The organism is Pseudomonas sp. PP3, from assembly GCF_905336995.1.
Lineage (GTDB): Bacteria > Pseudomonadota > Gammaproteobacteria > Pseudomonadales > Pseudomonadaceae > Aquipseudomonas > Aquipseudomonas reinekei.
On the sequence record NZ_HG995459.1, the window covers coordinates 1455156 to 1481687 of the forward strand.

Annotated in this window: 18 protein-coding genes, 3 tRNA genes and 3 rRNA genes; 18 read left to right on the top strand and 6 right to left on the bottom strand. The window is 56.9% G+C overall.

The annotated features are described in order from the left end of the window. The first annotated feature begins 256 nt into the window (after positions 1-256). From KHO07_RS06740 to KHO07_RS06785, 10 genes are all read left to right on the top strand, one after another. A tRNA-Arg gene (locus KHO07_RS06740) sits at positions 257-333 on the top strand. A 626-nt stretch (positions 334-959) separates the two neighbouring features. After that, a 16S ribosomal RNA gene (locus KHO07_RS06745) occupies positions 960-2496 on the top strand. A gap of 122 nt (positions 2497-2618) precedes the next feature. Beyond that, positions 2619-2695 (top strand) — tRNA-Ile (locus tag KHO07_RS06750). 10 nt (positions 2696-2705) lie between these two features. After that, positions 2706-2781: transfer RNA gene (locus KHO07_RS06755), tRNA-Ala, on the top strand. 240 nt (positions 2782-3021) lie between these two features. Then, positions 3022-5915, top strand: a 23S ribosomal RNA gene (locus KHO07_RS06760). Between the two features lie 153 nt (positions 5916-6068). Further along, positions 6069-6184 (top strand): 5S ribosomal RNA (rrf, locus tag KHO07_RS06765). The 16S, 23S and 5S rRNA genes sit together here with 2 tRNA genes alongside, the layout of an rRNA operon. Positions 6185-6515: 331 nt before the next feature. Next, the gene (locus tag KHO07_RS06770) at positions 6516-8120 is read left to right on the top strand and encodes a tetratricopeptide repeat-containing response regulator (protein ID WP_212626762.1); all 1605 of its coding nucleotides are present in this window, start codon (positions 6516-6518) and stop codon (positions 8118-8120) included. Next, positions 8117-8809, top strand: a complete 693-nt coding sequence (locus KHO07_RS06775) for a HAMP domain-containing sensor histidine kinase (protein WP_212626763.1) — start codon at positions 8117-8119, stop codon at positions 8807-8809. Before KHO07_RS06770 ends, KHO07_RS06775 begins: the two co-directional genes overlap by 4 nt. A 211-nt stretch (positions 8810-9020) precedes the next feature. Beyond that, positions 9021-10262, top strand: a complete 1242-nt coding sequence (locus KHO07_RS06780; protein ID WP_191635269.1) for a glutamine synthetase family protein — start codon at positions 9021-9023, stop codon at positions 10260-10262. 68 nt (positions 10263-10330) lie between these two features. Next, positions 10331-11695, top strand: coding sequence for an MFS transporter (locus KHO07_RS06785; protein ID WP_150735015.1), 1365 nt, complete (start codon positions 10331-10333; stop codon positions 11693-11695). Positions 11696-11760: 65 nt separating this feature from the next. Here the strand turns inward: KHO07_RS06785 and KHO07_RS06790 are convergent, their stop codons facing one another. The 4 genes from KHO07_RS06790 to flgA form a co-directional block, all read right to left on the bottom strand. Beyond that, positions 11761-12507 carry a flagellar brake protein gene (locus KHO07_RS06790; RefSeq protein ID WP_150735014.1) on the bottom strand — a complete coding sequence of 249 codons (747 nt, stop codon included), beginning with the start codon at positions 12505-12507 and terminating at the stop codon, positions 11761-11763. Between the two features lie 92 nt (positions 12508-12599). Beyond that, positions 12600-13067 carry a flagellar protein FlgN gene (locus KHO07_RS06795; RefSeq protein ID WP_075948863.1) on the bottom strand — a complete coding sequence of 156 codons (468 nt, stop codon included), beginning with the start codon at positions 13065-13067 and terminating at the stop codon, positions 12600-12602. Between the two features lie 48 nt (positions 13068-13115). Then, positions 13116-13442: a flagellar biosynthesis anti-sigma factor FlgM gene (gene flgM, locus KHO07_RS06800; protein WP_056853155.1), complete on the bottom strand. Its 327-nt coding sequence runs from the start codon at positions 13440-13442 to the stop codon at positions 13116-13118. A gap of 167 nt (positions 13443-13609) precedes the next feature. Next, a complete protein-coding gene (gene flgA / locus KHO07_RS06805) occupies positions 13610-14371 on the bottom strand; it encodes a flagellar basal body P-ring formation chaperone FlgA (protein WP_083659351.1) in 762 nt (253 codons plus the stop codon). Positions 14372-14454: 83 nt separating this feature from the next. On the opposite strand from flgA, the gene KHO07_RS06810 reads away from it, so the two are divergent. From KHO07_RS06810 to flgE, 6 genes are all read left to right on the top strand, one after another. Continuing rightward, a complete protein-coding gene (locus KHO07_RS06810; protein WP_075948861.1) occupies positions 14455-15387 on the top strand; it encodes a chemotaxis protein CheV in 933 nt (310 codons plus the stop codon). Between the two features lie 46 nt (positions 15388-15433). Further along, a complete protein-coding gene (gene cheR, locus KHO07_RS06815) occupies positions 15434-16261 on the top strand; it encodes a protein-glutamate O-methyltransferase CheR (RefSeq protein WP_150735013.1) in 828 nt (275 codons plus the stop codon). 330 nt (positions 16262-16591) lie between these two features. Next, entirely contained in the window at positions 16592-16999 is a 408-nt protein-coding gene (flgB, locus tag KHO07_RS06820) for a flagellar basal body rod protein FlgB (RefSeq protein WP_075948859.1), read from the top strand. 3 nt (positions 17000-17002) lie between these two features. Next, positions 17003-17446 carry a flagellar basal body rod protein FlgC gene (gene flgC, locus KHO07_RS06825; protein ID WP_010457154.1) on the top strand — a complete coding sequence of 148 codons (444 nt, stop codon included), beginning with the start codon at positions 17003-17005 and terminating at the stop codon, positions 17444-17446. Positions 17447-17461: 15 nt separating this feature from the next. Further along, entirely contained in the window at positions 17462-18184 is a 723-nt protein-coding gene (gene flgD, locus KHO07_RS06830; RefSeq protein WP_150735012.1) for a flagellar hook assembly protein FlgD, read from the top strand. A gap of 31 nt (positions 18185-18215) precedes the next feature. Then, positions 18216-19532 carry a flagellar hook protein FlgE gene (gene flgE / locus KHO07_RS06835; RefSeq protein ID WP_150735011.1) on the top strand — a complete coding sequence of 439 codons (1317 nt, stop codon included), beginning with the start codon at positions 18216-18218 and terminating at the stop codon, positions 19530-19532. A 242-nt stretch (positions 19533-19774) separates the two neighbouring features. Here flgE and KHO07_RS06840 read toward each other — a convergent pair whose 3' ends face one another. Further along, a complete protein-coding gene (locus KHO07_RS06840; RefSeq protein ID WP_150735010.1) occupies positions 19775-22669 on the bottom strand; it encodes a ribonucleoside-diphosphate reductase subunit alpha in 2895 nt (964 codons plus the stop codon). A 738-nt stretch (positions 22670-23407) separates the two neighbouring features. Here KHO07_RS06840 and KHO07_RS06845 point away from each other — a divergent pair. Beyond that, positions 23408-24130, top strand: a complete 723-nt coding sequence (locus KHO07_RS06845) for a response regulator (RefSeq protein WP_150735009.1) — start codon at positions 23408-23410, stop codon at positions 24128-24130. Then, the gene (locus tag KHO07_RS06850) at positions 24127-25737 is read left to right on the top strand and encodes an ATP-binding protein (RefSeq protein WP_150735008.1); all 1611 of its coding nucleotides are present in this window, start codon (positions 24127-24129) and stop codon (positions 25735-25737) included. Before KHO07_RS06845 ends, KHO07_RS06850 begins: the two co-directional genes overlap by 4 nt. A 44-nt stretch (positions 25738-25781) precedes the next feature. Here the strand turns inward: KHO07_RS06850 and KHO07_RS06855 are convergent, their stop codons facing one another. Continuing rightward, positions 25782-26507, bottom strand: coding sequence for a 4'-phosphopantetheinyl transferase superfamily protein (locus tag KHO07_RS06855; RefSeq protein WP_212626764.1), 726 nt, complete (start codon positions 26505-26507; stop codon positions 25782-25784). Between the last annotated feature and the right edge of the window lie 25 nt (positions 26508-26532).

Genomic DNA, 26532 nt, shown 5'->3' on the forward strand with positions numbered 1-26532 from the left:
GTTGATTTTTTGACGGTGCGGGGATTTGCCGTCAGCAATTTGGTGCCGCTCGGTAATCTTTATGGCTCCGTTCGATTCTGTTTTGTTGGCATGCTGTGGTGGTATCAAAGGCAGGTCGGTTCTCTGGTGGAATGCTTCATGCTGCATGGGCGGCATATGCCTACACTTAAAAAGCGAAAGGACGACATGACAAAGGCGGGCGTGGTCGTTAACATGCTCGCCGTCCATCGCCGCGTGTATCGTCGTGGGCACTTGTGTCTCAGTAGCTCAATTGGATAGAGCATCCCCCTCCTAAGGGGAAGGTTGGCAGTTCGAACCTGCCCTGGGACACCACTTTTCTTAATGCTTCTAGTTCTCCTCCTTGTCTGACCGTCGTCAGGCGTCTGCATTCCCTCTCTGTTGGCGAGTCCTCTTCTATATAGAGGGCAGAAGTGAATCTCGCATCTAGTCCTTAATTCATAGAAAACCCAAATCAGTGCTTGACGGCAGATTTCAGATGTCTATAATTCGCCCCACTTCCGGCGCAGTCGAAGCGGAAAACTCCTTGTTAAACAACGAGTTACGAAGTTTTCGGCAGCAAGTTGCTTCAGGTCATCGAAGCCAGAAGGAAGTTGAAAAAGAGGTGTTGACAGCAGCGTGTAACGCTGTAGAATTCGCCTCCCGCTGACGAGAGATCGAAAGCGCAAGTGGTTGAAGTTGTTAAGGAAATCCTTGAAAGCTTCTGAAAATAACCACTTGACAGCAAATGAGGCTGCTGTAGAATGCGCGCCTCGGTTGAGACGAAAGATCTTAACCAACCGCTCTTTAACAACTGAATCAAGCAATTCGTGTGGGTGCTTGTGGAGTCAGACTGCTAGTCAACAGATTATCAGCATCACAAGTTACTCCGCGAGAAATCAAAGATGTAACCAACGATTGCTGAGCCAAGTTTAGGGTTTTCTCAAAACCCAAAGATGTTTGAACTGAAGAGTTTGATCATGGCTCAGATTGAACGCTGGCGGCAGGCCTAACACATGCAAGTCGAGCGGATGACAGGAGCTTGCTCCTGAATTCAGCGGCGGACGGGTGAGTAATGCCTAGGAATCTGCCTGGTAGTGGGGGACAACGTTTCGAAAGGAACGCTAATACCGCATACGTCCTACGGGAGAAAGCAGGGGACCTTCGGGCCTTGCGCTATCAGATGAGCCTAGGTCGGATTAGCTAGTTGGTGAGGTAATGGCTCACCAAGGCGACGATCCGTAACTGGTCTGAGAGGATGATCAGTCACACTGGAACTGAGACACGGTCCAGACTCCTACGGGAGGCAGCAGTGGGGAATATTGGACAATGGGCGAAAGCCTGATCCAGCCATGCCGCGTGTGTGAAGAAGGTCTTCGGATTGTAAAGCACTTTAAGTTGGGAGGAAGGGTTGTAGATTAATACTCTGCAATTTTGACGTTACCGACAGAATAAGCACCGGCTAACTCTGTGCCAGCAGCCGCGGTAATACAGAGGGTGCAAGCGTTAATCGGAATTACTGGGCGTAAAGCGCGCGTAGGTGGTTTGTTAAGTTGGATGTGAAATCCCCGGGCTCAACCTGGGAACTGCATTCAAAACTGACAAGCTAGAGTATGGTAGAGGGTGGTGGAATTTCCTGTGTAGCGGTGAAATGCGTAGATATAGGAAGGAACACCAGTGGCGAAGGCGACCACCTGGACTGATACTGACACTGAGGTGCGAAAGCGTGGGGAGCAAACAGGATTAGATACCCTGGTAGTCCACGCCGTAAACGATGTCAACTAGCCGTTGGGAGCCTTGAGCTCTTAGTGGCGCAGCTAACGCATTAAGTTGACCGCCTGGGGAGTACGGCCGCAAGGTTAAAACTCAAATGAATTGACGGGGGCCCGCACAAGCGGTGGAGCATGTGGTTTAATTCGAAGCAACGCGAAGAACCTTACCAGGCCTTGACATCCAATGAACTTTCCAGAGATGGATTGGTGCCTTCGGGAACATTGAGACAGGTGCTGCATGGCTGTCGTCAGCTCGTGTCGTGAGATGTTGGGTTAAGTCCCGTAACGAGCGCAACCCTTGTCCTTAGTTACCAGCACGTAATGGTGGGCACTCTAAGGAGACTGCCGGTGACAAACCGGAGGAAGGTGGGGATGACGTCAAGTCATCATGGCCCTTACGGCCTGGGCTACACACGTGCTACAATGGTCGGTACAGAGGGTTGCCAAGCCGCGAGGTGGAGCTAATCCCATAAAACCGATCGTAGTCCGGATCGCAGTCTGCAACTCGACTGCGTGAAGTCGGAATCGCTAGTAATCGCGAATCAGAATGTCGCGGTGAATACGTTCCCGGGCCTTGTACACACCGCCCGTCACACCATGGGAGTGGGTTGCACCAGAAGTAGCTAGTCTAACCTTCGGGAGGACGGTTACCACGGTGTGATTCATGACTGGGGTGAAGTCGTAACAAGGTAGCCGTAGGGGAACCTGCGGCTGGATCACCTCCTTAATCGACGACTCAGCTGCTCCATGAGCTCCCACACGAATTGCTTGATTCATTGAAGAAGACGATAGAAGCAGCTTTAAGCTCCAAGCTGATAGCTCTGAGCTAACAGTTACAAGCTCGAAATTGGGTCTGTAGCTCAGTTGGTTAGAGCGCACCCCTGATAAGGGTGAGGTCGGCAGTTCGAATCTGCCCAGACCCACCAATTTTGTTATGGGGCCATAGCTCAGCTGGGAGAGCGCCTGCCTTGCACGCAGGAGGTCAGCGGTTCGATCCCGCTTGGCTCCACCATAAACTGCTTCGAAAGTTTGAGAGTTTAGAAATGAATATTCACTGATGAATATTGATTTCTAGTCTTTTGATTAGATCGTTCTTTAAAAATTTGGGTATGTGATAGAAAGATAGACTGAACGTTACTTTCACTGGTAACGGATCAGGCTAAGGTAAAATTTGTGAGTTCTCTTAGTTGAGAAATTCGAATTTTCGGCGAATGTCGTCTTCACAGTATAACCAGATTGCTTGGGGTTATATGGTCAAGTGAAGAAGCGCATACGGTGGATGCCTTGGCAGTCAGAGGCGATGAAAGACGTGGTAGCCTGCGAAAAGCTTCGGGGAGTCGGCAAACAGACTTTGATCCGGAGATGTCTGAATGGGGGAACCCAGCCATCATAAGATGGTTATCTTGTACTGAATACATAGGTGCAAGAGGCGAACCAGGGGAACTGAAACATCTAAGTACCCTGAGGAAAAGAAATCAACCGAGATTCCCTTAGTAGTGGCGAGCGAACGGGGACTAGCCCTTAAGTGGCTTTGAGATTAGCGGAACGCTCTGGAAAGTGCGGCCATAGTGGGTGATAGCCCTGTACGCGAAAATCTCTTAGTCATGAAATCGAGTAGGACGGAGCACGAGAAACTTTGTCTGAATATGGGGGGACCATCCTCCAAGGCTAAATACTACTGACTGACCGATAGTGAACTAGTACCGTGAGGGAAAGGCGAAAAGAACCCCGGAGAGGGGAGTGAAATAGATCCTGAAACCGTATGCGTACAAGCAGTGGGAGCAGACTTTGTTCTGTGACTGCGTACCTTTTGTATAATGGGTCAGCGACTTATTTTCAGTGGCGAGCTTAACCGAATAGGGGAGGCGTAGCGAAAGCGAGTCTTAATAGGGCGTCTAGTCGCTGGGAATAGACCCGAAACCGGGCGATCTATCCATGGGCAGGTTGAAGGTTAGGTAACACTGACTGGAGGACCGAACCGACTACCGTTGAAAAGTTAGCGGATGACCTGTGGATCGGAGTGAAAGGCTAATCAAGCTCGGAGATAGCTGGTTCTCCTCGAAAGCTATTTAGGTAGCGCCTCATGTATCACTGTAGGGGGTAGAGCACTGTTTCGGCTAGGGGGTCATCCCGACTTACCAAACCGATGCAAACTCCGAATACCTACAAGTGCCGAGCATGGGAGACACACGGCGGGTGCTAACGTCCGTCGTGAAAAGGGAAACAACCCAGACCGTCAGCTAAGGTCCCAAAGTTATGGTTAAGTGGGAAACGATGTGGGAAGGCTTAGACAGCTAGGAGGTTGGCTTAGAAGCAGCCACCCTTTAAAGAAAGCGTAATAGCTCACTAGTCGAGTCGGCCTGCGCGGAAGATGTAACGGGGCTCAAACCATACACCGAAGCTACGGGTATCATCTTAGGATGATGCGGTAGAGGAGCGTTCTGTAAGCCTGTGAAGGTGAGTTGAGAAGCTTGCTGGAGGTATCAGAAGTGCGAATGCTGACATGAGTAACGACAATGGGTGTGAAAAACACCCACGCCGAAAGACCAAGGTTTCCTGCGCAACGTTAATCGACGCAGGGTTAGTCGGTCCCTAAGGCGAGGCTGAAAAGCGTAGTCGATGGAAAACAGGTTAATATTCCTGTACTTCTGGTTATTGCGATGGAGGGACGGAGAAGGCTAGGCCAGCTTGGCGTTGGTTGTCCAAGTTTAAGGTGGTAGGCTGGAATCTTAGGTAAATCCGGGATTCTAAGGCCGAGAGCTGATGACGAGTGTTCTTTTAGAACACGAAGTGGTTGATGCCATGCTTCCAAGAAAAGCTTCTAAGCTTCAGGTAACCAGGAACCGTACCCCAAACCGACACAGGTGGTTGGGTAGAGAATACCAAGGCGCTTGAGAGAACTCGGGTGAAGGAACTAGGCAAAATGGCACCGTAACTTCGGGAGAAGGTGCGCCGGTGAGGGTGAAGGACTTGCTCCGTAAGCCCACGCCGGTCGAAGATACCAGGCCGCTGCGACTGTTTATTAAAAACACAGCACTCTGCAAACACGAAAGTGGACGTATAGGGTGTGACGCCTGCCCGGTGCCGGAAGGTTAATTGATGGGGTTAGCTAACGCGAAGCTCTTGATCGAAGCCCCGGTAAACGGCGGCCGTAACTATAACGGTCCTAAGGTAGCGAAATTCCTTGTCGGGTAAGTTCCGACCTGCACGAATGGCGTAACGATGGCGGCGCTGTCTCCACCCGAGACTCAGTGAAATTGAAATCGCTGTGAAGATGCAGTGTATCCGCGGCTAGACGGAAAGACCCCGTGAACCTTTACTATAGCTTTGCACTGGACTTTGAATTTGCTTGTGTAGGATAGGTGGGAGGCTTTGAAGCGTGGACGCCAGTTCGCGTGGAGCCATCCTTGAAATACCACCCTGGCAACTTTGAGGTTCTAACTCAGGTCCGTTATCCGGATCGAGGACAGTGTATGGTGGGTAGTTTGACTGGGGCGGTCTCCTCCTAAAGAGTAACGGAGGAGTACGAAGGTGCGCTCAGACCGGTCGGAAATCGGTCGTAGAGTATAAAGGCAAAAGCGCGCTTGACTGCGAGACAGACACGTCGAGCAGGTACGAAAGTAGGTCTTAGTGATCCGGTGGTTCTGTATGGAAGGGCCATCGCTCAACGGATAAAAGGTACTCCGGGGATAACAGGCTGATACCGCCCAAGAGTTCATATCGACGGCGGTGTTTGGCACCTCGATGTCGGCTCATCACATCCTGGGGCTGAAGCCGGTCCCAAGGGTATGGCTGTTCGCCATTTAAAGTGGTACGCGAGCTGGGTTTAGAACGTCGTGAGACAGTTCGGTCCCTATCTGCCGTGGACGTTTGAGATTTGAGAGGGGCTGCTCCTAGTACGAGAGGACCGGAGTGGACGAACCTCTGGTGTTCCGGTTGTCACGCCAGTGGCATTGCCGGGTAGCTATGTTCGGAATAGATAACCGCTGAAAGCATCTAAGCGGGAAACTAGCCTCAAGATGAGATCTCACTGGGACCTTGAGTCCCCTGAAGGGCCGTCGAAGACTACGACGTTGATAGGTTGGGTGTGTAAGCGCTGTGAGGCGTTGAGCTAACCAATACTAATTGCCCGTGAGGCTTGACCATATAACACCCAAGCAATTTGATTACTCGAAAGAGCATCAGATTGCGGTGTGTGAAGACGCAATGAACCGAAAGTTCGTATCGTTCACAAAACCGCAAGACTATCGCATACCCAATTTGCTGAAGCGTTGAAAGACGAGTCGGCACACCGAATTTCTTGACGACCATAGAGCATTGGAACCACCTGATCCCATCCCGAACTCAGCAGTGAAACGATGCATCGCCGATGGTAGTGTGGGGTTTCCCCATGTGAGAGTAGGTCATCGTCAAGATTAAATTCCGAAACCCCAATTGCGAAAGCAGTTGGGGTTTTGTTTTGCGCGTAGAAAAAGTCGCAAGATCAAAAAGGGATGGCCTGATGGGCCATCCCTTTTTTGTGCCCGAGCGTTAATGAAGCTTCAAGGGAACGCTACCACTGGCCGATAACCTTAGGGTCAAGCGGTCTTCACTTCTCGCCGTTTCCATTCTTATTTGCAGTTCAAGAGAAAACGCTTGATAGGCTATGGCTACTGGCTATCATCTGCGCGCCGGAAAGGGGGCAGTTGATCTTATTTGTGTATTTGTCTTTTTGGCTCTTCTTCTTAATCTGCCTGGAAATCTTCGATGCTGTCGTATCACCAAAAGAGTTTTCTGATCGTCGATGATTTTTCGGATTTCCGCAGTTCCGTCAGGTCCATGCTGCGGGAGCTGGGTGTCAAGGATGTGGACACTGCAGACACTGGCGAACAGGCGCTGAAAATGTGTTCGCAGAAGTCCTATGATTTCATCTTGCAGGATTTCCACTTGGGTGATGGCAAGAAGAATGGCCAGCAAGTGCTCGAAGACCTGATGATCGAAAAGCTGATCAGCCATGAAAGTGTGTTTGTCATGGTCACCGCCGAGACCAGTCAGGCCATGGTGCTCAGTGCCCTGGAACACGAGCCCGACGCCTACCTGACCAAACCCTTCAACCGTTCCGGTCTGGCCCAGCGTCTCGAGCGGCTAGAGCAGCGCAAAACCTTGCTCAAGCCGATTCTTCAGGCGCTCGACCGGGGCAAGCCTGTTGAAGTGCTCAACGCTTGCATCGCCCTGTGCAAGCAAGACATTCGTTATTCGCCGTTGTGCCTGCGTTACCGCGCCGACGCCCTGCGTGATCTCAATCAGAATGAGGCGCTGGAGCGTCTCTACGACAGCATCATTGCCGATCGGCCTTTACCCTGGGCATTCGCCGGGCTTGGCAAGCTACTGTTCAAGCGTGGCCAGGTCGCTCAGGCCAAAGGTGTTTACGAAAAGGCATTGAAGGTGTTTCCGATGATGCCGGCGCTCTACGATGGCATGGCGGATGTACTGGTCGCGGAAGGGGATACCAAGGCTGCCCAGAAAGTATTGGAAGAGGCGATTCGGCTCTCGCCTTTGGCAGTGCGTCGGCAGGCGCAGCTAGGCAAGCTGGCAATGACCAACGAGGATTTTGATACCGCCTCCAAAGCGTATCGCCAGGCTGTTGCTCAAGGTGCGCAATCCCGTTTCAAGGATGCGGAGAGCAACCTCGGACTGGCCCATGCCTTGATCAGCAAAGGCAGCGAAAGAGGTCTGGATACCCGGACCCGTCTGGAAATCAACACAACGCTGAGTGCCGTGGCCAAGGAGAATCCAACCGACCCGGGCCTGCAGATCCGCGCACGGTTGATGAAGGCCACCAGTCTGTTGCTCAACGATGCCGAAACCGCCGACAAGCTAACTGAGCAAGCGATGATGCGCCTCGACGGCATGGAGCAGTTCATGAGTGCTGAGGCGGCGCTGCTGGTCGCCAAGCAATTGCAGATGCTTGGACAAGCCGATGCAGGCGCCTCGATGTTGAAGAACTGTGCGGAAATCTATGGGGATGATCCGACGGTCATGAAGGGCATTGCCAAACTCACCGATGACCCGAGCATTCTCAATTCGGGTAACGATGCTGCTGAGCTCAATCGTCAGGGCGTGCGGGTGTACAAGACCGGCAATCTGGTGGAGGCCCGACAGGTGTTCCGCAAAGCTCTGGCGCTGCAGCCGAAGAACATCAGTATCGCGTTAAACATGGCCCAGGCTCTGTTGCATGGCACTGATACAAATGTCGCGTCGGCTGAGCTTGAAGAGTGCCGCACCTGCCTGAAAATGGTGGGTTTGATGCCTGACTCCGACGCACGTTATCCGCGATACCAGAAGCTCAAAAGCAAGGCGTTTGGCGAATGAATGACGACTCGCAATCCCTCGACTTCTCTACGGTGATCGCGTCCACCGTGCACGATATGAAGAACTCGTTGGCCATGCTCATGCAGGCCCACAGTCAGTGGCTGACCGGATTGCCAGAGCCGGCTCGGCATACGCCGGAACAGGGTGTGATCGAATTCGAGTTTGCTCGCCTCAACGGAATGCTCGTGCAGTTACTGGGCCTGTACAAGCTGGGCGTCAATCAGATGCCCTTGCAGCCCGCCTATCACGAACTGGACGACTTCATCGAGGCGCAGTTGGCGTGTCATCAGGATGTGTTCGTCAGTCGCGGTATCGCCGCGACGTTTGAAGTGGATCCGTTGAGTCCGTTGGGTTTCTTCGACCGTGAATTGATCGCGTCAGTGCTGGCCAACGCCATCAACAATGCCATTCGTTATGCGCGTCATGCGGTGTTGATCAGTGTCAGCGACGAGGCGGGCCAATTGGTGCTGACTATCAATGATGATGGTGACGGTTACCCAGGCGAGATGATCGAGCGTCAGGCTGATTACGTGCAGGGCATCAATCAAAGCAGTGGCAGCACTGGCCTTGGTTTGTATTTCGCCGGCCGGATTGCCGCTTTGCATCAGCGCAACGGTATCGGCGGGCGCACTGAAATAAGCAACGGCGGCCCGTTGGGCGGCGGCGTGTTCAGTATTTATCTGCCCTGATTTTTCTCGCGCGAAGCTTTTTGTTGGGCGCTGCTTGATATTCCGAACACGCGAAGCCTATTTTGTACGGGTCGCCGTTCGCGGCTCGCACGATAACAAGGATAGCGTCATGACAACCGATGGCCTGGGCTCACTCGCGCAGCGATTGACGGGCATTGATGAGATTGAATGTGTTACGCCGGATTTGAATGGCGTGCCACGGGGAAAAGTGATGACCGCCGAGGGTTTCCTCGAAGGGCGGCGTTTGCAGTTGGCGCGGGGCGTACTGCTGCAATGCATCATGGGCGGATATCCGCCAGCACGTTTTTACGGCAGCGATGACGGCGATCTTGCTCTGGTGCCAGACCCGACGCAGATTCACCGTTTACCCTGGAGCAGGCAGCCGCGCGGATTTGCCATCTGTGATGCGGACGAACTGACCGGCGAAAGCTCCAACCTGTCGACTCGCGGCCAACTCAAGGCCATCATCGCACGCTACACCGCGCTCGGCCTGGCGCCGGTGGTAGCGACTGAGCTCGAGTTCTTTGTCTTCGCCCCCAATCCTGATCCGACGCAACCTTTCCTGCCACCCGTTGGCCTGGATGGTCGCCGCGAAGACGGTCAGTCGGCGTTCAGTGTCAGTTCCAATAGTGGCTTGCGACCGTTTTTCAATGAAGTGTATGAGTGCATGGCGGCGCTGGGTTTGCCTCGCGATACGTTCATGCATGAGATGGGTGTCAGCCAGTTCGAGATCAACCTGCTGCACGGTGATCCGCTGTTGTTGGCCGACCAGACATTTCTGTTCAAACACCTGCTCAAGGAAGTAGCGCTCAAGCATGGCCTGACCGTGGTGTGCATGGCCAAGCCGTTGGCACACACGCCGGGCAGTTCGATGCACATTCACCAGAGCATCGTAGACATCGATACCGGGCGGAACGTGTTCAGTGATGACGCCGGGCAACCGACGGCAATCTTCCGGCATTTCATCGCTGGGCAGCAGGCGGGCATGGCTGATTTCACGGCGTTGTTTGCTCCGAACGTTAATTCGTACCAGCGCTTGTGTCATCCCTTCGCATCGCCGAACAATGCGTGCTGGTCCCATGACAACCGCTCGGCAGGTTTACGTATTCCGGCCAGTGCGCCGGTCGCTCGTCGGGTTGAAAACCGCTTGCCAGGTGCGGACGCGAACCCCTATCTGGCGATTGCCGCGAGCCTTGCAGCGGGGTTGCATGGTATTGAACGACGACTGGAGCCGAGCGAGCCGATCCAGGGGGAATTCGAGGTGCCGGATAATCTTTCGTTACCGTGTACCTTGCACGCTGCTCTCGAACGTCTGAAGCGTAGTCACTTGGCGAAGGAACTGTTCGGCAAGGAGTTCATCGAAGGCTACATCGCTTCGAAGACCATGGAGCTGACCAGCTTCTATGATGAAATCACGCCCTGGGAACGACGTGTTCTAGCCGCTCAGGCCTGACGAAATATCGACACCGGGCTATCGTTTGATAGCCCGTTACTCACTGCAAGGAGCCGCTCGGAACGCCGATGCGCCAAATCTGGAAATCCTTTCGAGCGCTTTATTTCGCCTCGCTGATGATGTTGATCGGCTCAGGCCTGTTGAGTACTTACCTGGCGTTGCGCCTGGCTGCCGATAATGTCGACAGTCTGTGGGTGGGTGCGCTGATGGCAGCCAACTATTTCGGTCTGGTGCTGGGCGGCAAGATCGGCCACCGGCTGATTGCCCGGGTCGGGCATATTCGAGCCTATTCCGCCTGCGCCGGGATCGTCGGTGCGGCGGTGCTGGGCCATGGTCTGGTCAACTGGCTGCCCGCGTGGCTGTTCCTGCGGGTGATCGTCGGCCTTGGCATGATGTGCCAGTACATGGTCATCGAAAGCTGGCTCAATGAGCAGGCCGAGGCCAAGCAGCGCGGTCTGGTGTTCAGCGGTTACATGATCGCTTCCTACCTGGGCTTGGTGCTGGGTCAGCTGATTCTGGTCATGCACCCGGGGCTCGGTCTTGAACTGCTGATGTTGGTCGCCTTGTGCTTCACTTTGTGCCTGGTGCCGGTGGCCCTGACACGACGGATTCACCCTGCGCCTTTGCATCCGGCACCGATGGAGCCACGGTTCTTCATCAAGCGTGTGCCGCAGTCGTTAAGTACGGTGCTGGGGGCGGGCTTGATCGTTGGCTCCTTCTACGGTCTGGCGCCGCTGTATGCCTCGCAGCAAGGGTTGTCCACCGAGCAGGTGGGCCTGTTCATGGGTAGCTGCATTTTTGCCGGGTTGCTGGTGCAATGGCCATTGGGCTGGCTATCCGATCGCTATGACCGGGCGTTATTGATTCGTTGTTTTGCGTTCAGCCTGGCGCTCGCCGCCATGCCGCTGGCGATCATGAAGCAGGTGCCGCTGGAGGTCTTGTTCATCGCCGGTTTCCTGTGTTCGCTGGTGCAGTTCTGCCTCTACCCGTTGGCGGTGGCGTTCTCCAACGACCACGTCGAGGGCGATCGCCGGGTTTCGCTGACGGCCATGTTGCTGGTGACTTACGGCGTGGGTGCCAGTATCGGGCCGCTGGTGGCTGGTGTGCTGATGAAGTTGTTCGGCAGTCAGATGCTTTATGCGTTCTTCAGTTTCTTTGCGTTGGTGCTGGTGTGGCGCATTCGCCCGAAAGCGGTGACCAACTTGCATCAGGTCGACGATGCACCGCTGCATCACGTTGCGATGCCAGACAGTATGTCGAGTTCACCACTGGTGGCTGCTCTCGATCCGCGGGTGGATGAGCAAGTGGTACACGATCAGATGCAGAACCCGGTTCCCCCTGAGCCGACGCCCGATCCCGAGTCACCCTCTGATACTCCGCCAGAAGATCCGGATGCGGGGAGGGAGCAGAGCTTCACCGAAGCCAGGCCTTAACCTTCAGCCAAAAAAAAACGGGCAGTCACCGCGAGGGACTGCCCGTTTTTATTGATGCGTTGCTATCAGAAATCGTCTTTGTCGAAGCGGCGTGCTTCGCGCTGCAATTGATAGACGAATCGCTCGACCTGACGCTGCACCAGCCCGCTCATGTTATGGAAGCGAACACCGGCGAACGTCGTGGAGATTCTTTCTTCGAAGTGCAGGTAGCGCAGTTCGACCGGGGCCGTCATTTTGCCGAAGGGCAGGGCGGCCGAGAAGCGGTCATAGACCTGACCCAGTTGCAGGCTGCCGGTGATGTCGCCTTCGAAGCGCAACTTGCAGCCGGTAGCCGAAATGTCCAGCAGTTTGCCGCTGATAGGGGCCTTGAGTTTTTCGCCGTCCAGGTCAACGTTGACCAGTTGGGCCAGCTTCAGCGCCGCGCGGAACGCATTTCGGCGCTGGTGGTAAACCACTTCATCGGGCAGCGTGCCGCGGTAGCAACGAGCGCCACCGGTTTCGTCGATGGTCAGCGGACCATTGCTTTCCCAGGCGATGCGTACGCCCTCGTGAAAGCCTTCGACCTTGAAGGGTTCGCCGGCCAGCAGAAAGCGCTCGCCGTCACGGGGGATCATTTCGTCCAGGGCAATCATGTTGCTTTCACGGTCGATGTCCACCAGATAGCTCTGGAAGCGCTGGGTGCGCTCATGGAACGTGATGATCAGCGGGTCATGACTTTCTTGCAGCTGGCGCAGGTTGCCGGAGATTTCCAGGGGCGTGCTGAGCACCTTGGGTGGCTGCGGAGCATCTTCCGCATTTAAGGCATTGGACACGGTTAATCAATCTCCAGACAAATTTTGACTACGACTAGCCAGCATATTGCCAGCATGTTTCGCGTCTTGATAGAGCACGCTCATCGATGGGCTCAAGCCTGACTGAGCGGACGCGGTTTCACAAGCTTGGAAAATGTTCCGCTGGCATCGTAGAGCGCTGGAGGTTCGCCGCCGGTAAGGATTTTCAGCTGGGTGGCCGTGGCGACCTGCTGAACCACGATCGACTGACCGTTGTTGGCATTGGCGGCCTGGCACTGGGACAGAAGGTCGGTGAGGACATCACTTTGCGCCAGCAACGCTTCGCCAACGCTGGACTGGCTGGCGAGTTGCTCCAGACCACTGCGGTTGGTGGGCAAATTGAGACTGGCAAGAATTTCGCTGCGCTTGCGGCCATGCTGTTCGAGCAAGATGATCAATGCCTGCTTCTGCGCCAGGATGCCTTCGAGCAGGTTCATGTCGCGACCATGCAAGGCAAGGGATTCGGTGCGCAGTAGCTCCAGCAATTGTTGCGCCGGAGCAAAATCGTCGGTGATCAGTTGCAGTAAATTAGTGTCGTGCATGGCGGGCCTTGGGGTTTAAGCGTCCAAAAGCCTCGCGCCGGCCGTGGCCTAGCGCTGGGCTTCGAAGTTGAGCAGTTTGCTGGCTACACGGTTGCTGTCGACTTTATAGCTGCCATCGGCAATCGCTGCTTTCAACTCGGCCACCCGGGCTTTGTCGACAGCTGGCTGATCGCGCAGCGTATCAGTGACCTTCTGCAACTGTTGAGCCTCATTGCTGAGATGTACCGATTCCCCGCTCGTGACGGTGCTGGCCTGTTCGGCCGGGGTATTCAGCGGCGCGGATTTGCCGGCATCGGCGGTTTCCTTGGCAACGCTGGTACGTGTACTGCCCGTGAGTGACGAGGAGCTGTTCAAACGGCTGAAATCGATGACCATGATAAAAAAACCTCTGGGAATTTGGACGCTTGCCATGTTTTCGGCCATACCCGGAAAAACTTTAGGCTCAATTATCAATGAGCTTGCGCGCGCCAGCGCTTGCCCTGCATAGGGCACAGTTTAGGGAACAGCCTCCGTTAGCGCCACATCTGCACAAGCAGAGCGCCCTACATGGACACCTCGACCTGCCCCGGCGCGATGACTTGCGCCTTGATCACTCGATTTGAATTGAGATTTTTCACCCGGATTTGTTCGCTCAAGCCACCGTTGGCCAGTGCTTCGCCGGGCATTCGCACGCTGAGCGTACCACTGCGGGCGGTAATCACCACCTGATCGCCTTTGCGGATGACTTCCGCCTGTTCGATGTGCACCAGGCTGATGACCTGGTCGTTGACCATTGGTCGGGTCAATCGCTGACCGATCGCCTGATCCAAAGACGTCAAATAGCCCTGGCTGAGCAGGCTGACATCGCGCTCACGCAAGGTGACGTCCGCGGGTTCGACAATACCGGCACGGCGCAGGGGCCGGGTGGTGGTCACAACGTCGCGAAACAGGCGAACTTGAGCGGGTACGAAGACAGTCCACGGGGATGTTCCCTCACAGCGGACCTTGACCGTTACCCGGCCCAACGGCTTGGCCGGACTCTCCAGAGTGGCTGTCAATTCCTTGTCGCACATCGGCATGCGCAGGCGTGGATCGAGCTGGTTGACCTGGATCTCGTAGCGACCTTCCGTTTGACTGGTAGCCAGATAGTCTTCTACGGTGAACTCAAGAAAGCCCTGAGTGACGCCGATAAGCATGTCAGGCAAGGTAACTGTGTCGGCAAGGGCAGGGCTGCCAGCGTTGAACAGGCAAGCAGCGGCGAGCACACCGAGCCATTGGCGGCAGGGTGTGATCAGGCGTCGAAAAAATGTCGGTTCTGTGTTCATAGAAAGATAAAAAGCAAGCGCCGTGCCGTTTAGAGATGAATGTGCGTCGCAACAACACTTAGCGTTGGTGTAGGAGTCTGGGCATGGCTGGTGTAATGGATTCGGTGAACCAGCGCACGCAACTGGTGGGGCAGAATCGCCTTGAGCTGTTGTTGTTCCGTCTCGACGGCCAGCAGCTGTATGGGATCAACGTGTTCAAGGTTCGGGAGGTGCTGCAATGCCCCCAACTGACGCTGATGCCCAAATCCAGTCCTGTCGTGTGCGGCGTGGCAAATATTCGGGGGGCGACCATTCCGATCCTGGATCTGGCAATGGCGACCGGCTCCGGTGCTTTGAAGGACAAGAACAATCCCTTCGTGATCATCACGGAGTACAACACCAAGACCCAGGGTTTCCTGGTGCGCTCGGTGGAACGCATCGTCAATATGAACTGGGAGGAGATCCATCCGCCACCCAAGGGGACGGGACGCGATCACTACCTGACGGCAGTGACGCGGGTCGACAATCAGTTGGTGGAAATCATCGACGTCGAGAAGGTGCTGGCGGAAGTCGCACCGACACCGGAAGCGATTTCGGCTGGCGTGGTGGATGTCGAAACCCAGCACAAGGCGCTTTCTTTGCGCGTGCTGACGGTCGACGATTCGTCGGTGGCGCGCAAGCAGGTGACGCGTTGCCTGCAGACGGTGGGTGTGGAAGTGGTGGCGTTGAACGACGGTCGGCAAGCGCTGGATTACCTGCGCAAACTGGTCGACGAGGGCAAGAAGCCGGAAGAAGAGTTCCTGATGATGATTTCCGACATCGAGATGCCGGAGATGGACGGGTACACGCTGACGGCCGAGATCCGCAACGACCCTCGCATGCAAAAGCTTCATATCATCCTGCATACTTCGTTGTCCGGTGTGTTCAATCAGGCGATGGTCAAGAAAGTCGGTGCCGATGACTTTCTGGCCAAATTCCGACCTGATGACCTGGCATCCCGGGTAGTTGACCGGATCAAAGCAGCAGATATCAGCTAGGGGCGTTTGGCCCCCGGCAGTCAACACGATTTAAGAGGCGGCAGCATTGTCTACGGGTAATTTGGATTTCGAACAGTTCCGGGTATTCCTGGAAAAAGCCTGTGGCATTTTGCTCGGTGAAAACAAGCAGTATCTGGTCTCGAGCCGTCTCAACAAACTGATGGAGCAGCAAGGCATCAAGTCCCTGGGTGAGCTGGTGCAGCGTATCCAGACGCAGCCGCGCAGTGGTTTGCGCGAGATGGTGGTGGACGCGATGACGACCAACGAAACCCTGTGGTTTCGTGACACCTATCCGTTTGAAGTCTTGAAGAACAAGGTGCTGCCCGAGGCGATCAAGGCCAGTCCCGGCCAGCGTCTGCGGATCTGGTCGGCGGCGTGTTCGTCGGGGCAGGAACCGTATTCGCTGTCGATGTCCATCGACGAGTTCGAGCGGGTCAATGCCGGGCAATTGAAGATGGGCGTGCAGATTGTTGCCACCGACCTTTCCGGCACCATGTTGAACAATTGCAAGACCGGCGAGTACGATAGCCTGGCCATCGGCCGTGGTTTGTCACCGGAACGCTTGCAGCGTTACTTCGACCCGAAAGGGCCAGGACGCTGGGCGATCAAGGCGCCGATCAAGAACCGGGTTGAATTTCGCTCCTTTAACCTGCTGGACAGCTACGCGAGCCTGGGCAAATTCGACATCGTGTTTTGCCGCAACGTGCTGATCTACTTCTCTGCTGAGGTGAAGAAGGACATCCTGTTGCGCATTCACAGCACGTTGAAGCGCGGTGGTTATCTGTTCCTGGGTGCCTCCGAGGCGCTGAACGGATTGCCGGATCATTACCAGATGGTCCAGTGCAGCCCGGGGATCATTTACCAGGCGAAATGATTGGTTGGTGGTCACGAAAACGGGAGTCCTCAGGGGCTCCCGTTTTTTTTATGCCCGATGATCCCGTGCCGTTGTAGGGGCCGGCTTGCTGGCCATTCAGACGCTTCGGTCATCCAGGCGGACCGTGCCATCGTTCATCGCCAGCAAGCCGGCTCCTACAGGGTGTCCAAGCGGCAGAAAAGCGGCATTCAGCGGAAACCGGTTGCCGCTTTTCTGGCATTGCCGCCTTGCCACTGCCCGCAAAGCCCCGGTTTACGGGCTTTTCTGAATTGGCATGACGCTTGCTATGTTCATCGTACGAAAAATCAGGTCACCCGAAGGTTTCCCGACATGAGCATCAGCTTCGATAAAGCGCTCGGCATTCACGAAAAGGCTCTGGGCTTCCGCGCCCAGCGTGCCGAAGTCCTGGCCAACAACATCGCCAACGCCGACACCCCGAACTACAAGGCGCGGGATCTGGAGTTCTCGAAAGTGCTCGAGGCGCAGAACGACAAAGCCAGGAACGGCACGTTCGCCTTGAACATGACCAACAGCCGGCATATCGAAGCCGAAGGCCTGGGCAATGGCGACGAGTCGCTGATGTACCGCACGCCGATGCAACCCTCGATCGACCAGAACACCGTGGATGCCCAACTGGAACAGTCGAACTACGCGGAAAACTCCGTGAACTTCCAGGCCAGCTTCACCCTGCTCAACAGCAAATTCAAAGGGCTGGTGTCAGCCCTGCGCGGAGAGTAAGCCATGTCTCTATCCAGTGTTTTCAACATTGCCGGTAGCGGCATGAGTGCCCAGACCACTCGCTTGAACACCGTCGCTTCGAACATCGCCAACGCCGAGACCGTTTCGTCGAGCATCGATCAGACCTACCGCGCACGTCACCCGGTGTTCGCCACCATGTTCCAGGGCGGCCAGAGCGGTGGCAGCGATTCGCTGTTCCAGAACCAGGATGCCGCCGGTCAAGGCGTGCAGGTGCTCGGCGTAGTCGAAGACCAGAGCAACCTTGACGCGCGCTACGAACCGAACCATCCGGCAGCCGATGCCAAGGGTTACGTCTACTACCCGAACGTCAACGTGGTGGAAGAAATGGCCGACATGATTTCCGCGAGCCGTTCGTTCCAGACCAACGCCGAAATGATGAACACCGCCAAAACCATGATGCAAAAAGTACTGACCCTCGGTCAGTAATAAGGGGCGACTCCGATGAGTGTTTCCGATTCCACCGGTGGTTTGTCGCTCAACGACATCCTCGCCAACTCCTCGATCAAGACCAACAAGGACACTGATGCCCTGGCGTCGGCGGCCGGCAGCGCTACCGGTAAAAAAGCCTTGGGCAAGGATGCGTTCCTGCAGTTGCTGGTGACGCAACTGAAAAACCAGAACCCGCTGGAGCCGCAGGGCAACGGCGAGTTCGTGGCGCAGTTGGCGCAGTTCAGCAGCCTTGAAGGCATCACCACACTCAACGATACGGTGAGCGGCATTGCCGGCGCCTTCGGTTCATCCCAGGCACTGCAGGCCTCGTCGCTGGTGGGCCGTTCGGTCATCGCGCCGGGTGACAAGGCGGTGGTCGACACCACCAAGGGAATGACCGGAGCGGTCGTATTGCCACAGTCGGTGGCTCAAGCCGAAGTGAAGATCACCGACAAGGACGGCAAAGTCATTCGCACCATCACCCTGGCCGACCAGAAAGCCGGCAACGCCAGCTTCACCTGGGATGGCAAGGACGAAGCCGGCATCGTGGCTCCAGCGGGTACTTACACCTTCGCGGCAACCACCACCATCGATGATCAGGCTGTTGCGCTGATCACCAACCTGCCGGCGACCGTCACCAGTGTGACGCTCAGCCAGACCGGTGGTGAATTGATGCTCAACCTCGCCGGGCTGGGCAGCATCGCCCTGTCCAAAGTGCAAACCATTGGTATATAGAGCCGACTAACCCGGCACAAAGGAGTGGAACATGTCTTTCAACATCGGCCTTAGCGGTCTCTATGCCGCCAACAAGCAACTGGACGTGACCGGCAACAACATCGCCAACGTCGCGACCGTCGGCTTCAAGTCGTCCCGTGCGGAATTCGAAGATGTGTACTCGGCGACCCGGCTGGGCACAGGCAGCAAGACCACCGGCAGTGGCGTGCGTCTGGCCAACGTTTCCCAGCAGTTCACCCAGGGCGACATCAACAACACCGGCAACGTGCTGGACATGGGCATCAACGGCTCGGGTTTCTTCGTGCTCAACGACAATGGATCGTTGTCCTACACCCGTGCCGGTACCTTCAAGGTCGACAAGGAAGGCTACGTCACCAACACCGATGGTACCGCGCGTCTGCAAGGTTATGGCGTGGACGCCAATGGCAAGATCATCAATGGCGTGCTGACGGACCTGCGCATCGACACGTCCAACCTGGCGCCGAAAACCACCACCAACGTTTCGTCGACGATCAACCTGGACTCCAAGTCCGATGTGATCAACCAGGTGACCAACCCGTTCGACCCGAGCAAGCCGGGAGTCGCTTTCAACAAGCAGTTCACCACCCAGATTTTCGATACCCAGGGCAACACGCACCAGATGGACCAATACATGGTCAAGACGGCGGCCAATACCTGGGATGTCTATACGTTGATCGATGGTCGCAACCCGGACGGCAGCGATCCGATGAACGCAGCTTCGCGTCCGGTCCCTTCGACCATGGCTTTTGACACAAGCGGCAAGCTGGTTTCGGTCACCACGCCGGGCACTCCTCCAGTCGTCAGCCCTGATCTGCAAATCACTGGCTGGATTCCGGGCAAAGTGACCAATGGCGTTTGGGCACCCAATGGCGCAGCCGCCGACCCGGCGGGTGTGACTGTCGCCATGAGCAACACCACGCAATTCAACGCCGACAGCGCCCGTTCCATTCCTGCGCAAAACGGCTACGCCACTGGTCAGATCACCAACCTGACGATCGATGGCAGTGGTGTGATGCTGGCCAACTTCAGCAACTACCAGACCAAGCCGATCGGTCAACTGGCGCTGGCCAGCTTCACCAACGAACAAGGCCTGCAGCCAGTGGGCGGCACCAGCTGGAAGGAAACCTACGCCTCGGGTCAGCCGGGCTACGACGCACCGCAAACCGGTTCCCTCGGTGAGATCCACTCCAACTCCCTTGAAGAGTCGAACGTCAACGTCACCAACGAACTGGTCGACTTGATCAAGGCGCAGAGCAACTACCAGGCGAACGCCAAGACCATCTCCACCCAGAGCACCATCATGCAGACCATCATTCAGATGACTTGATGTTGGGTTGCGCTTCATAAAAAGCCCCTCGGAAGAGGGGCTTTTTTGTGGCTGACAACATCACATTCTCGCGAACCTTGTCGGAGCCGGCTTTCTGGCGATCCAGGCGCCGCGGTTTTCCAGACAGACCGCGTCATCGTTCATCGCCAGCAAGCCGGCTCCTACAAAAAGAAAACCCCCGATCAGCCAGAGGCTCATCGGGGGTTGTCGAGTAAGCGCTTTGCGGCGCTTAACGGCTCAGCTTATTGGCAAGCTTCGCAATCCGGCTCGTCGATGGCGCAAGCCTTCGGCACTGGAGCTGGACCGGCAGGGGCTGCCAGGACCGAGTCGTCACCGTGGTTGCCGCCGCTGGATACAGCGTTCAGCTTGCCGGTGTTGATGGTCGACTTCTCGGTGCTGGTCGCGGCCAGGGCACGGAGGTAGTAAGTGGTTTTCAGACCACGGTACCAGGCCATGCGGTAGGTCACGTCCAGCTTCTTGCCCGAAGCGCCGGCGATGTACAGGTTCAGCGATTGAGCCTGGTCGATCCACTTCTGACGACGGCTGGCCGCGTCAACGATCCACTTGGTGTCCACTTCGAAGGCAGTCGCGTAGAGCTCTTTGAGTTCTTGCGGGATGCGCTCGATCTGCTGCACCGAACCGTCGTAGTACTTCAGGTCGTTGATCATGACCGAGTCCCACAGACCGCGAGCCTTCAGGTCGCGAACCAGGTACGGGTTGATCACGGTGAATTCGCCCGACAGGTTCGATTTCACATACAGGTTCTGGTAGGTCGGTTCGATCGACTGCGAGACGCCGGTGATGTTGGCGATGGTCGCGGTCGGTGCGATGGCCATGATGTTGGAGTTACGGATACCTTTCTGCACACGGGCGCGCACTGGTGCCCAGTCCAGGGTTTCCTTCAGGTCAACGTCGATGTACTTCTGGCCACGGGCTTCGATCAGGATCTGTTGCGAATCCAGCGGCAGGATGCCTTTGGACCACAGCGAACCCTGGAACGTCTCGTAGGCGCCACGCTCGTCAGCCAGGTCGCAGGACGCCTGGATCGCGAAGTAGCTGACCGCTTCCATGGAGGTGTCGGCGAACTGCACGGCAGCATCGGAACCGTAAGGAATGTGCTGCAGGTACAGCGCATCCTGGAAGCCCATGATGCCCAGGCCGACCGGACGGTGCTTGAAGTTGGAGTTCTTCGCTTGCGGCACCGAGTAGTAGTTGATGTCGATCACGTTGTCGAGCATGCGCACGGCAGTGTTTACGGTGCGTTCCAGCTTGGCGGTGTCCAGCTTGCCGTTGACGATGTGGTTCGGCAGGTTGATCGAGCCCAGGTTGCAAACGGCGATCTCGTCCTTGTTGGTGTTCAAGGTGATCTCGGTGCACAGGTTCGAGCTGTGGACCACGCCAACGTGCTGCTGCGGGCTACGCAGGTTGCACGGGTCTTTGAAGGTCAGCCATGGGTGGCCGGTTTCAAACAGCATGGACAGCATTTTGCGCCACAGGTCTTTGGCCTGGATGGTCTTGAACAGCTTGACCTTGCCCGGGTACTCGGTCAGGGCTTCGTAGTACTCGTAACGCTCTTCGAACGCCTTGCCGGTCAGGTCGTGCAGGTCCGGTACTTCGGATGGCGAGAACAGGGTCCACTTGCCGTCATCGAAGACGCGCTTCATGAACAGGTCAGGGATCCAGTTGGCGGTGTTCATGTCGTGGGTACGACGGCGATCATCACCGGTGTTCTTGCGCAGCTCGATGAACTCTTCGATGTCCATGTGCCAGGTTTCCAGGTAGGCACAGACAGCGCCTTTGCGCTTGCCACCCTGGTTAACGGCGACGGCGGTGTCGTTCACCACTTTGAGGAACGGTACAACGCCCTGGGATTTGCCGTTGGTGCCCTTGATGTACGAACCCAGCGCACGAACCGGCGTCCAGTCGTTGCCCAGGCCACCGGCGAATTTCGACAGCATGGCGTTGTCGTGGATCGCGTGGTAGATGCCCGACAGGTCATCCGGCACGGTGGTCAGGTAGCAGCTCGACAGCTGTGGACGCAGGGTACCGGCGTTGAACAGGGTCGGAGTCGACGACATGTAGTCGAAGGACGACAGCAGGTTGTAGAACTCGATCGCACGGTCTTCTTTGTGCTTCTCTTCGATCGCCAGGCCCATGGCCACGCGCATGAAGAAGATCTGCGGCAGTTCGAAACGCACGCCATCCTTGTGGATGAAGTAACGGTCGTACAGGGTTTGCAGGCCCAGGTAAGTGAACTGCTGGTCACGCTCGTGGTTGATCGCCTTGCCGAGTTTTTCCAGGTCGAAGGAGGCCAGGACCGGGTTCAGCAATTCGAATTCGATACCCTTGGCGATGTAGGCCGGCAGGGCCTTGGCGTACAGGTCGACCATCTCGTGGTGGGTAGCGCTTTCGGCCACACCGAGGAAGCCCAGGCCTTCGGCACGCAGGGTGTCCATCAGCAGGCGGGCGGTCACGAACGAGTAGTTCGGCTCACGCTCGACCAGGGTACGGGCGGTCATCACCAGGGCGGTGTTGACGTCGGTCAGGGCCACGCCGTCGTAGAGGTTTTTCAGGGTTTCGCGCTGGATCAGGTCGCCGTCGACTTCTTCCAGGCCTTCGCACGCTTCAGTGACGATGGTGTTCAGACGACCCATGTCCAGCGGTGCAAAAGTGCCGTCGGCGCGGGTGATGCGGATCGACGGGTGAGCGTTGACGGCTTCTTCGGCCGGCGCATGGGCCGCGCGTTCTTTGGAACGACCGTCACGGTAGATCACGTAGTCACGAGCGACTTTCTGCTCGCCGGCACGCATCAGGGCCAGTTCGACCTGGTCCTGGATTTCTTCGATGTGGATGGTGCCGCCCGATGGCATGCGACGCTTGAAGGTGGCGGTGACCTGTTCGGTCAGGCGCGCCACGGTATCGTGGATTCGCGACGAAGCGGCAGCGGTACCGCCTTCAACTGCGAGAAACGCTTTGGTGATGGCGACGGTGATCTTGTCATCGGTATAAGGAACGACAGTGCCGTTACGCTTGATCACGCGCAGTTGGCCAGGCGCGGTGGCGGACAGATCCTGGTTCGAATCGGTAGCCTGCGGCAAGGTGCCCTGCGGGTTCTCGCGAGTTGTGTCGGTTTGCATGGGGGGTTGTCTCCACATTCTCTATGTTTGTTTGGGCACCATCACAGTGCCCACCGTTCCGTCCTGAAGCACTACAACCGGCAAGGGCCGGGCATACCAACTTCGGGACAGATCAGGAAGGGGGCTATTGGGCGCCGCTTCCATGCCGAAGTCTTTGGTCTTGCGCCTTGGGCGCAAGACCGGGGTCCTTTGAGGTGACAGTTCAGGACTGCAACACCCGTACCGTTTTCACCACTTTGGGTTGAAATACAGTAGCCATCCGCGCGCGCGGTTTGGTCTTTCGAAAATACGTTTGAATCAACCGGACAGAGGCAAGAAAAGCGCTTGAAATTGGTGTCCGGTTTGTGTTTGGTTTTTTACGCTAAACCCTACATCTAGGGTTTTTTTGGCGCTGGGGTACAAGATAATGCGTTTTGGGGGGCGATTGCAACGTACTACCTGTGGATAAACCTGTGCGTAAATTGTGTGTGAAAGAGCGAACCGGCGTGTAGGCCGCGATGCTGCTGGACCGGACCTTTTTTCAGCAATTTTCAATGATCGAAAACGGCCGGGCGGATTTTTAAGGGCGCGAACCCTATCACAAAAAACCGCCACGTCCGAACGCATTTACCGGCTTGTGTTCTGTGCGGGCGACGTTCTATACAATCGGTTGGCGTGTACGCAATTTATCCCCCGAATCATTACAAAAAGACGGGCGGATCCTTCCTTATTAGCGTCATTGGCAAGCAGAGGTCACCCGTGGAGCAAGAAGCCTGGCAGGTATTGATTGTGGAGGACGACCAGCGTCTGGCCGAGCTGACCCGCGATTACCTGGAAGCCAATGGCCTGCGAGTGTCGATCGAGGGCAATGGCGCCCTGGCGGCGGCGCGCATCATCAAGGAACAGCCGGACCTGGTGATCCTCGACCTGATGCTCCCCGGTGAAGACGGCCTGAGCATTTGCCGCAAGGTCCGTGACCGTTATGACGGCCCGATCCTGATGCTCACCGCGCGCAGCGACGACACCGACCAGATCCTCGGCCTCGACCTGGGCGCCGACGATTACGTATGCAAACCGGTGCGTCCGCGCTTGCTGCTGGCGCGGATCCAGGCGTTGCTGCGACGCAGTGAAGCCCCTGAGCCGGTCCCGGAAAAACAACGGCGTCTGCAGTTCGGCCCGCTGGTGGTGGATAACGCCTTGCGCGAAGCCTGGCTGAACGACATTGGCATCGAACTGACCAGCGCCGAGTTTGACTTGCTCTGGCTGCTGGTGGCCAACGCCGGGCGGATTCTGTCCCGGGAAGAAATCTTTACCGCGCTGCGCGGCATCGGCTACGACGGCCAGGACCGCTCCATCGACGTGCGCATCTCGCGCATCCGTCCGAAGATCGGCGACGACCCGGAGCATCCACGGCTGATCAAGACCGTGCGCAGCAAGGGCTATTTGTTCGTTCCCGAGGCCTGCGTAGACCAAACCCTGTGAATTCGATCTTCCTGCGTATTTATGGCGGCATGTGCGCCGCGCTGATTCTGGTGGCGGTGCTCGGCGTGCTGGCGTTGCAAATGCTCAACCAGGTGCGCAGCGAGCAGTACCGCGAACGTCTGGCCCACGGCACGTTTTCGTTGATGGCCGACAACCTGCAACCGATGAACCAGACCGAGCGCCACCGGGCATTGCTGGTGTGGGAGCGCTTGCTGGGGATTCCGCTGGCGCTGAAAACCTTCAGCGAAACCGACCTCGACTTGCGTCAACGCACCCGCGTTCTGCACGGCGAGGCGCTGGTGGAGCAAACCGGACCGCATGCGGCGAAGGTTTACCGCCTGGTCAGCGACAAGGAACAACTGATCCTTACCGGGGAAGTGCAGCAGATCAGCGAGCAACTGGCCCGGGCGACGATTTACCTGTTGGCCGACGAACTGGTGCGCTACCCGGTGGGCGAGCAACCGGTGCGGCTGGCGCAGTTGAAACAGGACAAAGGGTTTGGTTTTGACTTGCGTCTGGTGACGGTCGAAGACGCTGACATGGACGAAGACCAGAGCCGTCGCGTGTCCGAAGGTGACACGGTGATGGCGCTGGGCAAGGGCGGCGATTCGATCCGGGTGTTTGCCGGTATGGTCGGCACACCGTGGGTGCTGGAAATCGGCCCGCTGTATCAGATGAATCCTTATCCGCCGGAGTGGCTGGTGCTGATTGCGGCACTCGGCCTGACCCTGATCGGTTTGATCGTCTACCTGCTGGTGCGTCAACTTGAGCGGCGCTTGCGCGGTCTGGAAGCAGCGGCCACGCGCATTGCCAAGGGCAGCCTGGAAACCCGCGTACCGGCGCGCGGCGCGGACTCGGTCGGGCGACTGGCTTCGGCTTTTAATGGCATGGCCGAGCACTTGCAACAACTGCTGGCGATCCAGCGTGAACTGGTGCGCGCGGTGTCCCATGAACTGCGTACACCAGTGGCGCGCCTGCGGTTTGGCCTGGAGATGATCGGCTCGGCCACGACGCCGCAAGCCTTGGAAAAGTACTGCGAAGGCATGGACCACGACATCGAGGACCTTGATCGCCTGGTGGATGAAATGCTGACGTATGCGCGACTGGAGCAGGGGTCGCCGGCGCTGAATTTTCAGCGCATCGATCTGGATGCTTTGGTCAATCAGGTGATCGAGGAGCTGGCGCCGTTGCGCGCCGATGTCACGGTGCAACGCGGGTTGTGCCTGTCGGCGGCCGATAACGACGACGCCTGGGTCGAGGCCGAACCGCGTTACCTGCACCGGGCGATCCAAAACCTGGTGAGCAACGCCATGCGCCATGCGCAATCACGGGTGACCATCAGTTATCAGGTGGGGCAGCAGCGTTGCCGGGTAGATGTCGAAGATGACGGGCCGGGCGTCCCGGAAATCGCCTGGGAGAAAATTTTCACCCCGTTCCTGCGCCTCGACGACAGCCGCACCCGGGCATCGGGCGGGCATGGCCTGGGCTTGTCGATTGTGCGACGGATTATCCATTGGCATGACGGACGGGCGTTGATTGGCAAGAGCAAAAGCCTGGGTGGGGCTTGTTTCAGTTTGAGTTGGCCGAGGAATCAGGAGCGGCGTTGAGAGGTGTGGGGAATGGCAGGAGCCGGCTTGCTGGCGATGCGTCCTCAGGCCCTGATACTGACCAGACTCAACAACTGTCCATCCTGTACTCCGAACTGCGCATCCAGCTCCGTACCGTTGCGCCACTCGCTGGACAAATCCGTCAGCAACCGCAATCGCACGGCACCGGCGTCGGTCCACTCCAGCACTTCGGCGTGTTCAAAATAAAAGCGCTTCTGAACGATCGGGTAGAGCGCCTTGAACAGGCTTTCCTTCACCGAAAAGGTCAGGGTCACCCGCAACGCCAATTGATCGCGCCGGCCGGCGGCCATGCGCTGCAACTCGGGCGCGGTGAGGATTTCCCCGGCCAGGCGTTCGGCGCGTTCGGTGTTGAGCAGGTTTTCCAGGTCCATGCCCAAGCCGCGCCAATGGCTTTTTTTCGCGACGATGGCCGCTGCCCGACCGGTGCTGTGGGTGATCGAACCGGTGATGTGCGCCGGCCAGACGGGCGCCCGGTCTTCGCCGATGGCCGGGCTGAAGCTCAAACCTTCGAGTTGCTGCAGGGCGGCGCGGGCGCAGATTCGCCCGGCGAGAAACTCTGCCTGCCGCTTGGCGACGGAGCGCTGGATACTCGCTGGCGCCTCGATGGCGCTGCGCTGGAAGTCATCGCCAAGCAGTTGCGTGGGATCGAAGTGGGTACTCAGCAACACCGTATCGGGCAGCACAACCGGCAGCGGCCAATGGGCATCGAGGGGCGTGCAACAGACGGGCAGGGCGGGAACGGAATTCATGTTGGGCATTTTGCCGGGTTGGGCT

What these genes read in the sequence shown, in the direction of transcription:
- KHO07_RS06770 (WP_212626762.1), top strand. Translation starts at nt 6,516, where the DNA reads ATGCTGTCGTATCACCAAAAGAGTTTTCTGATCGTCGATGATTTTTCG.
- KHO07_RS06775 (WP_212626763.1), top strand. Translation starts at nt 8,117, where the DNA reads ATGAATGACGACTCGCAATCCCTCGACTTCTCTACGGTGATCGCGTCC.
- KHO07_RS06780 (WP_191635269.1), top strand. Translation starts at nt 9,021, where the DNA reads ATGACCGCCGAGGGTTTCCTCGAAGGGCGGCGTTTGCAGTTGGCGCGG.
- KHO07_RS06785 (WP_150735015.1), top strand. Translation starts at nt 10,331, where the DNA reads ATGCGCCAAATCTGGAAATCCTTTCGAGCGCTTTATTTCGCCTCGCTG.
- KHO07_RS06795 (WP_075948863.1), bottom strand. Translation starts at nt 13,067, where the DNA reads ATGCACGACACTAATTTACTGCAACTGATCACCGACGATTTTGCTCCG.
- flgM (WP_056853155.1), bottom strand. Translation starts at nt 13,442, where the DNA reads ATGGTCATCGATTTCAGCCGTTTGAACAGCTCCTCGTCACTCACGGGC.
- flgA (WP_083659351.1), bottom strand. Translation starts at nt 14,371, where the DNA reads ATGAACACAGAACCGACATTTTTTCGACGCCTGATCACACCCTGCCGC.
- KHO07_RS06810 (WP_075948861.1), top strand. Translation starts at nt 14,455, where the DNA reads ATGGCTGGTGTAATGGATTCGGTGAACCAGCGCACGCAACTGGTGGGG.
- flgB (WP_075948859.1), top strand. Translation starts at nt 16,592, where the DNA reads ATGAGCATCAGCTTCGATAAAGCGCTCGGCATTCACGAAAAGGCTCTG.
- flgC (WP_010457154.1), top strand. Translation starts at nt 17,003, where the DNA reads ATGTCTCTATCCAGTGTTTTCAACATTGCCGGTAGCGGCATGAGTGCC.
- flgD (WP_150735012.1), top strand. Translation starts at nt 17,462, where the DNA reads ATGAGTGTTTCCGATTCCACCGGTGGTTTGTCGCTCAACGACATCCTC.
- flgE (WP_150735011.1), top strand. Translation starts at nt 18,216, where the DNA reads ATGTCTTTCAACATCGGCCTTAGCGGTCTCTATGCCGCCAACAAGCAA.
- KHO07_RS06840 (WP_150735010.1), bottom strand. Translation starts at nt 22,669, where the DNA reads ATGCAAACCGACACAACTCGCGAGAACCCGCAGGGCACCTTGCCGCAG.
- KHO07_RS06855 (WP_212626764.1), bottom strand. Translation starts at nt 26,507, where the DNA reads ATGAATTCCGTTCCCGCCCTGCCCGTCTGTTGCACGCCCCTCGATGCC.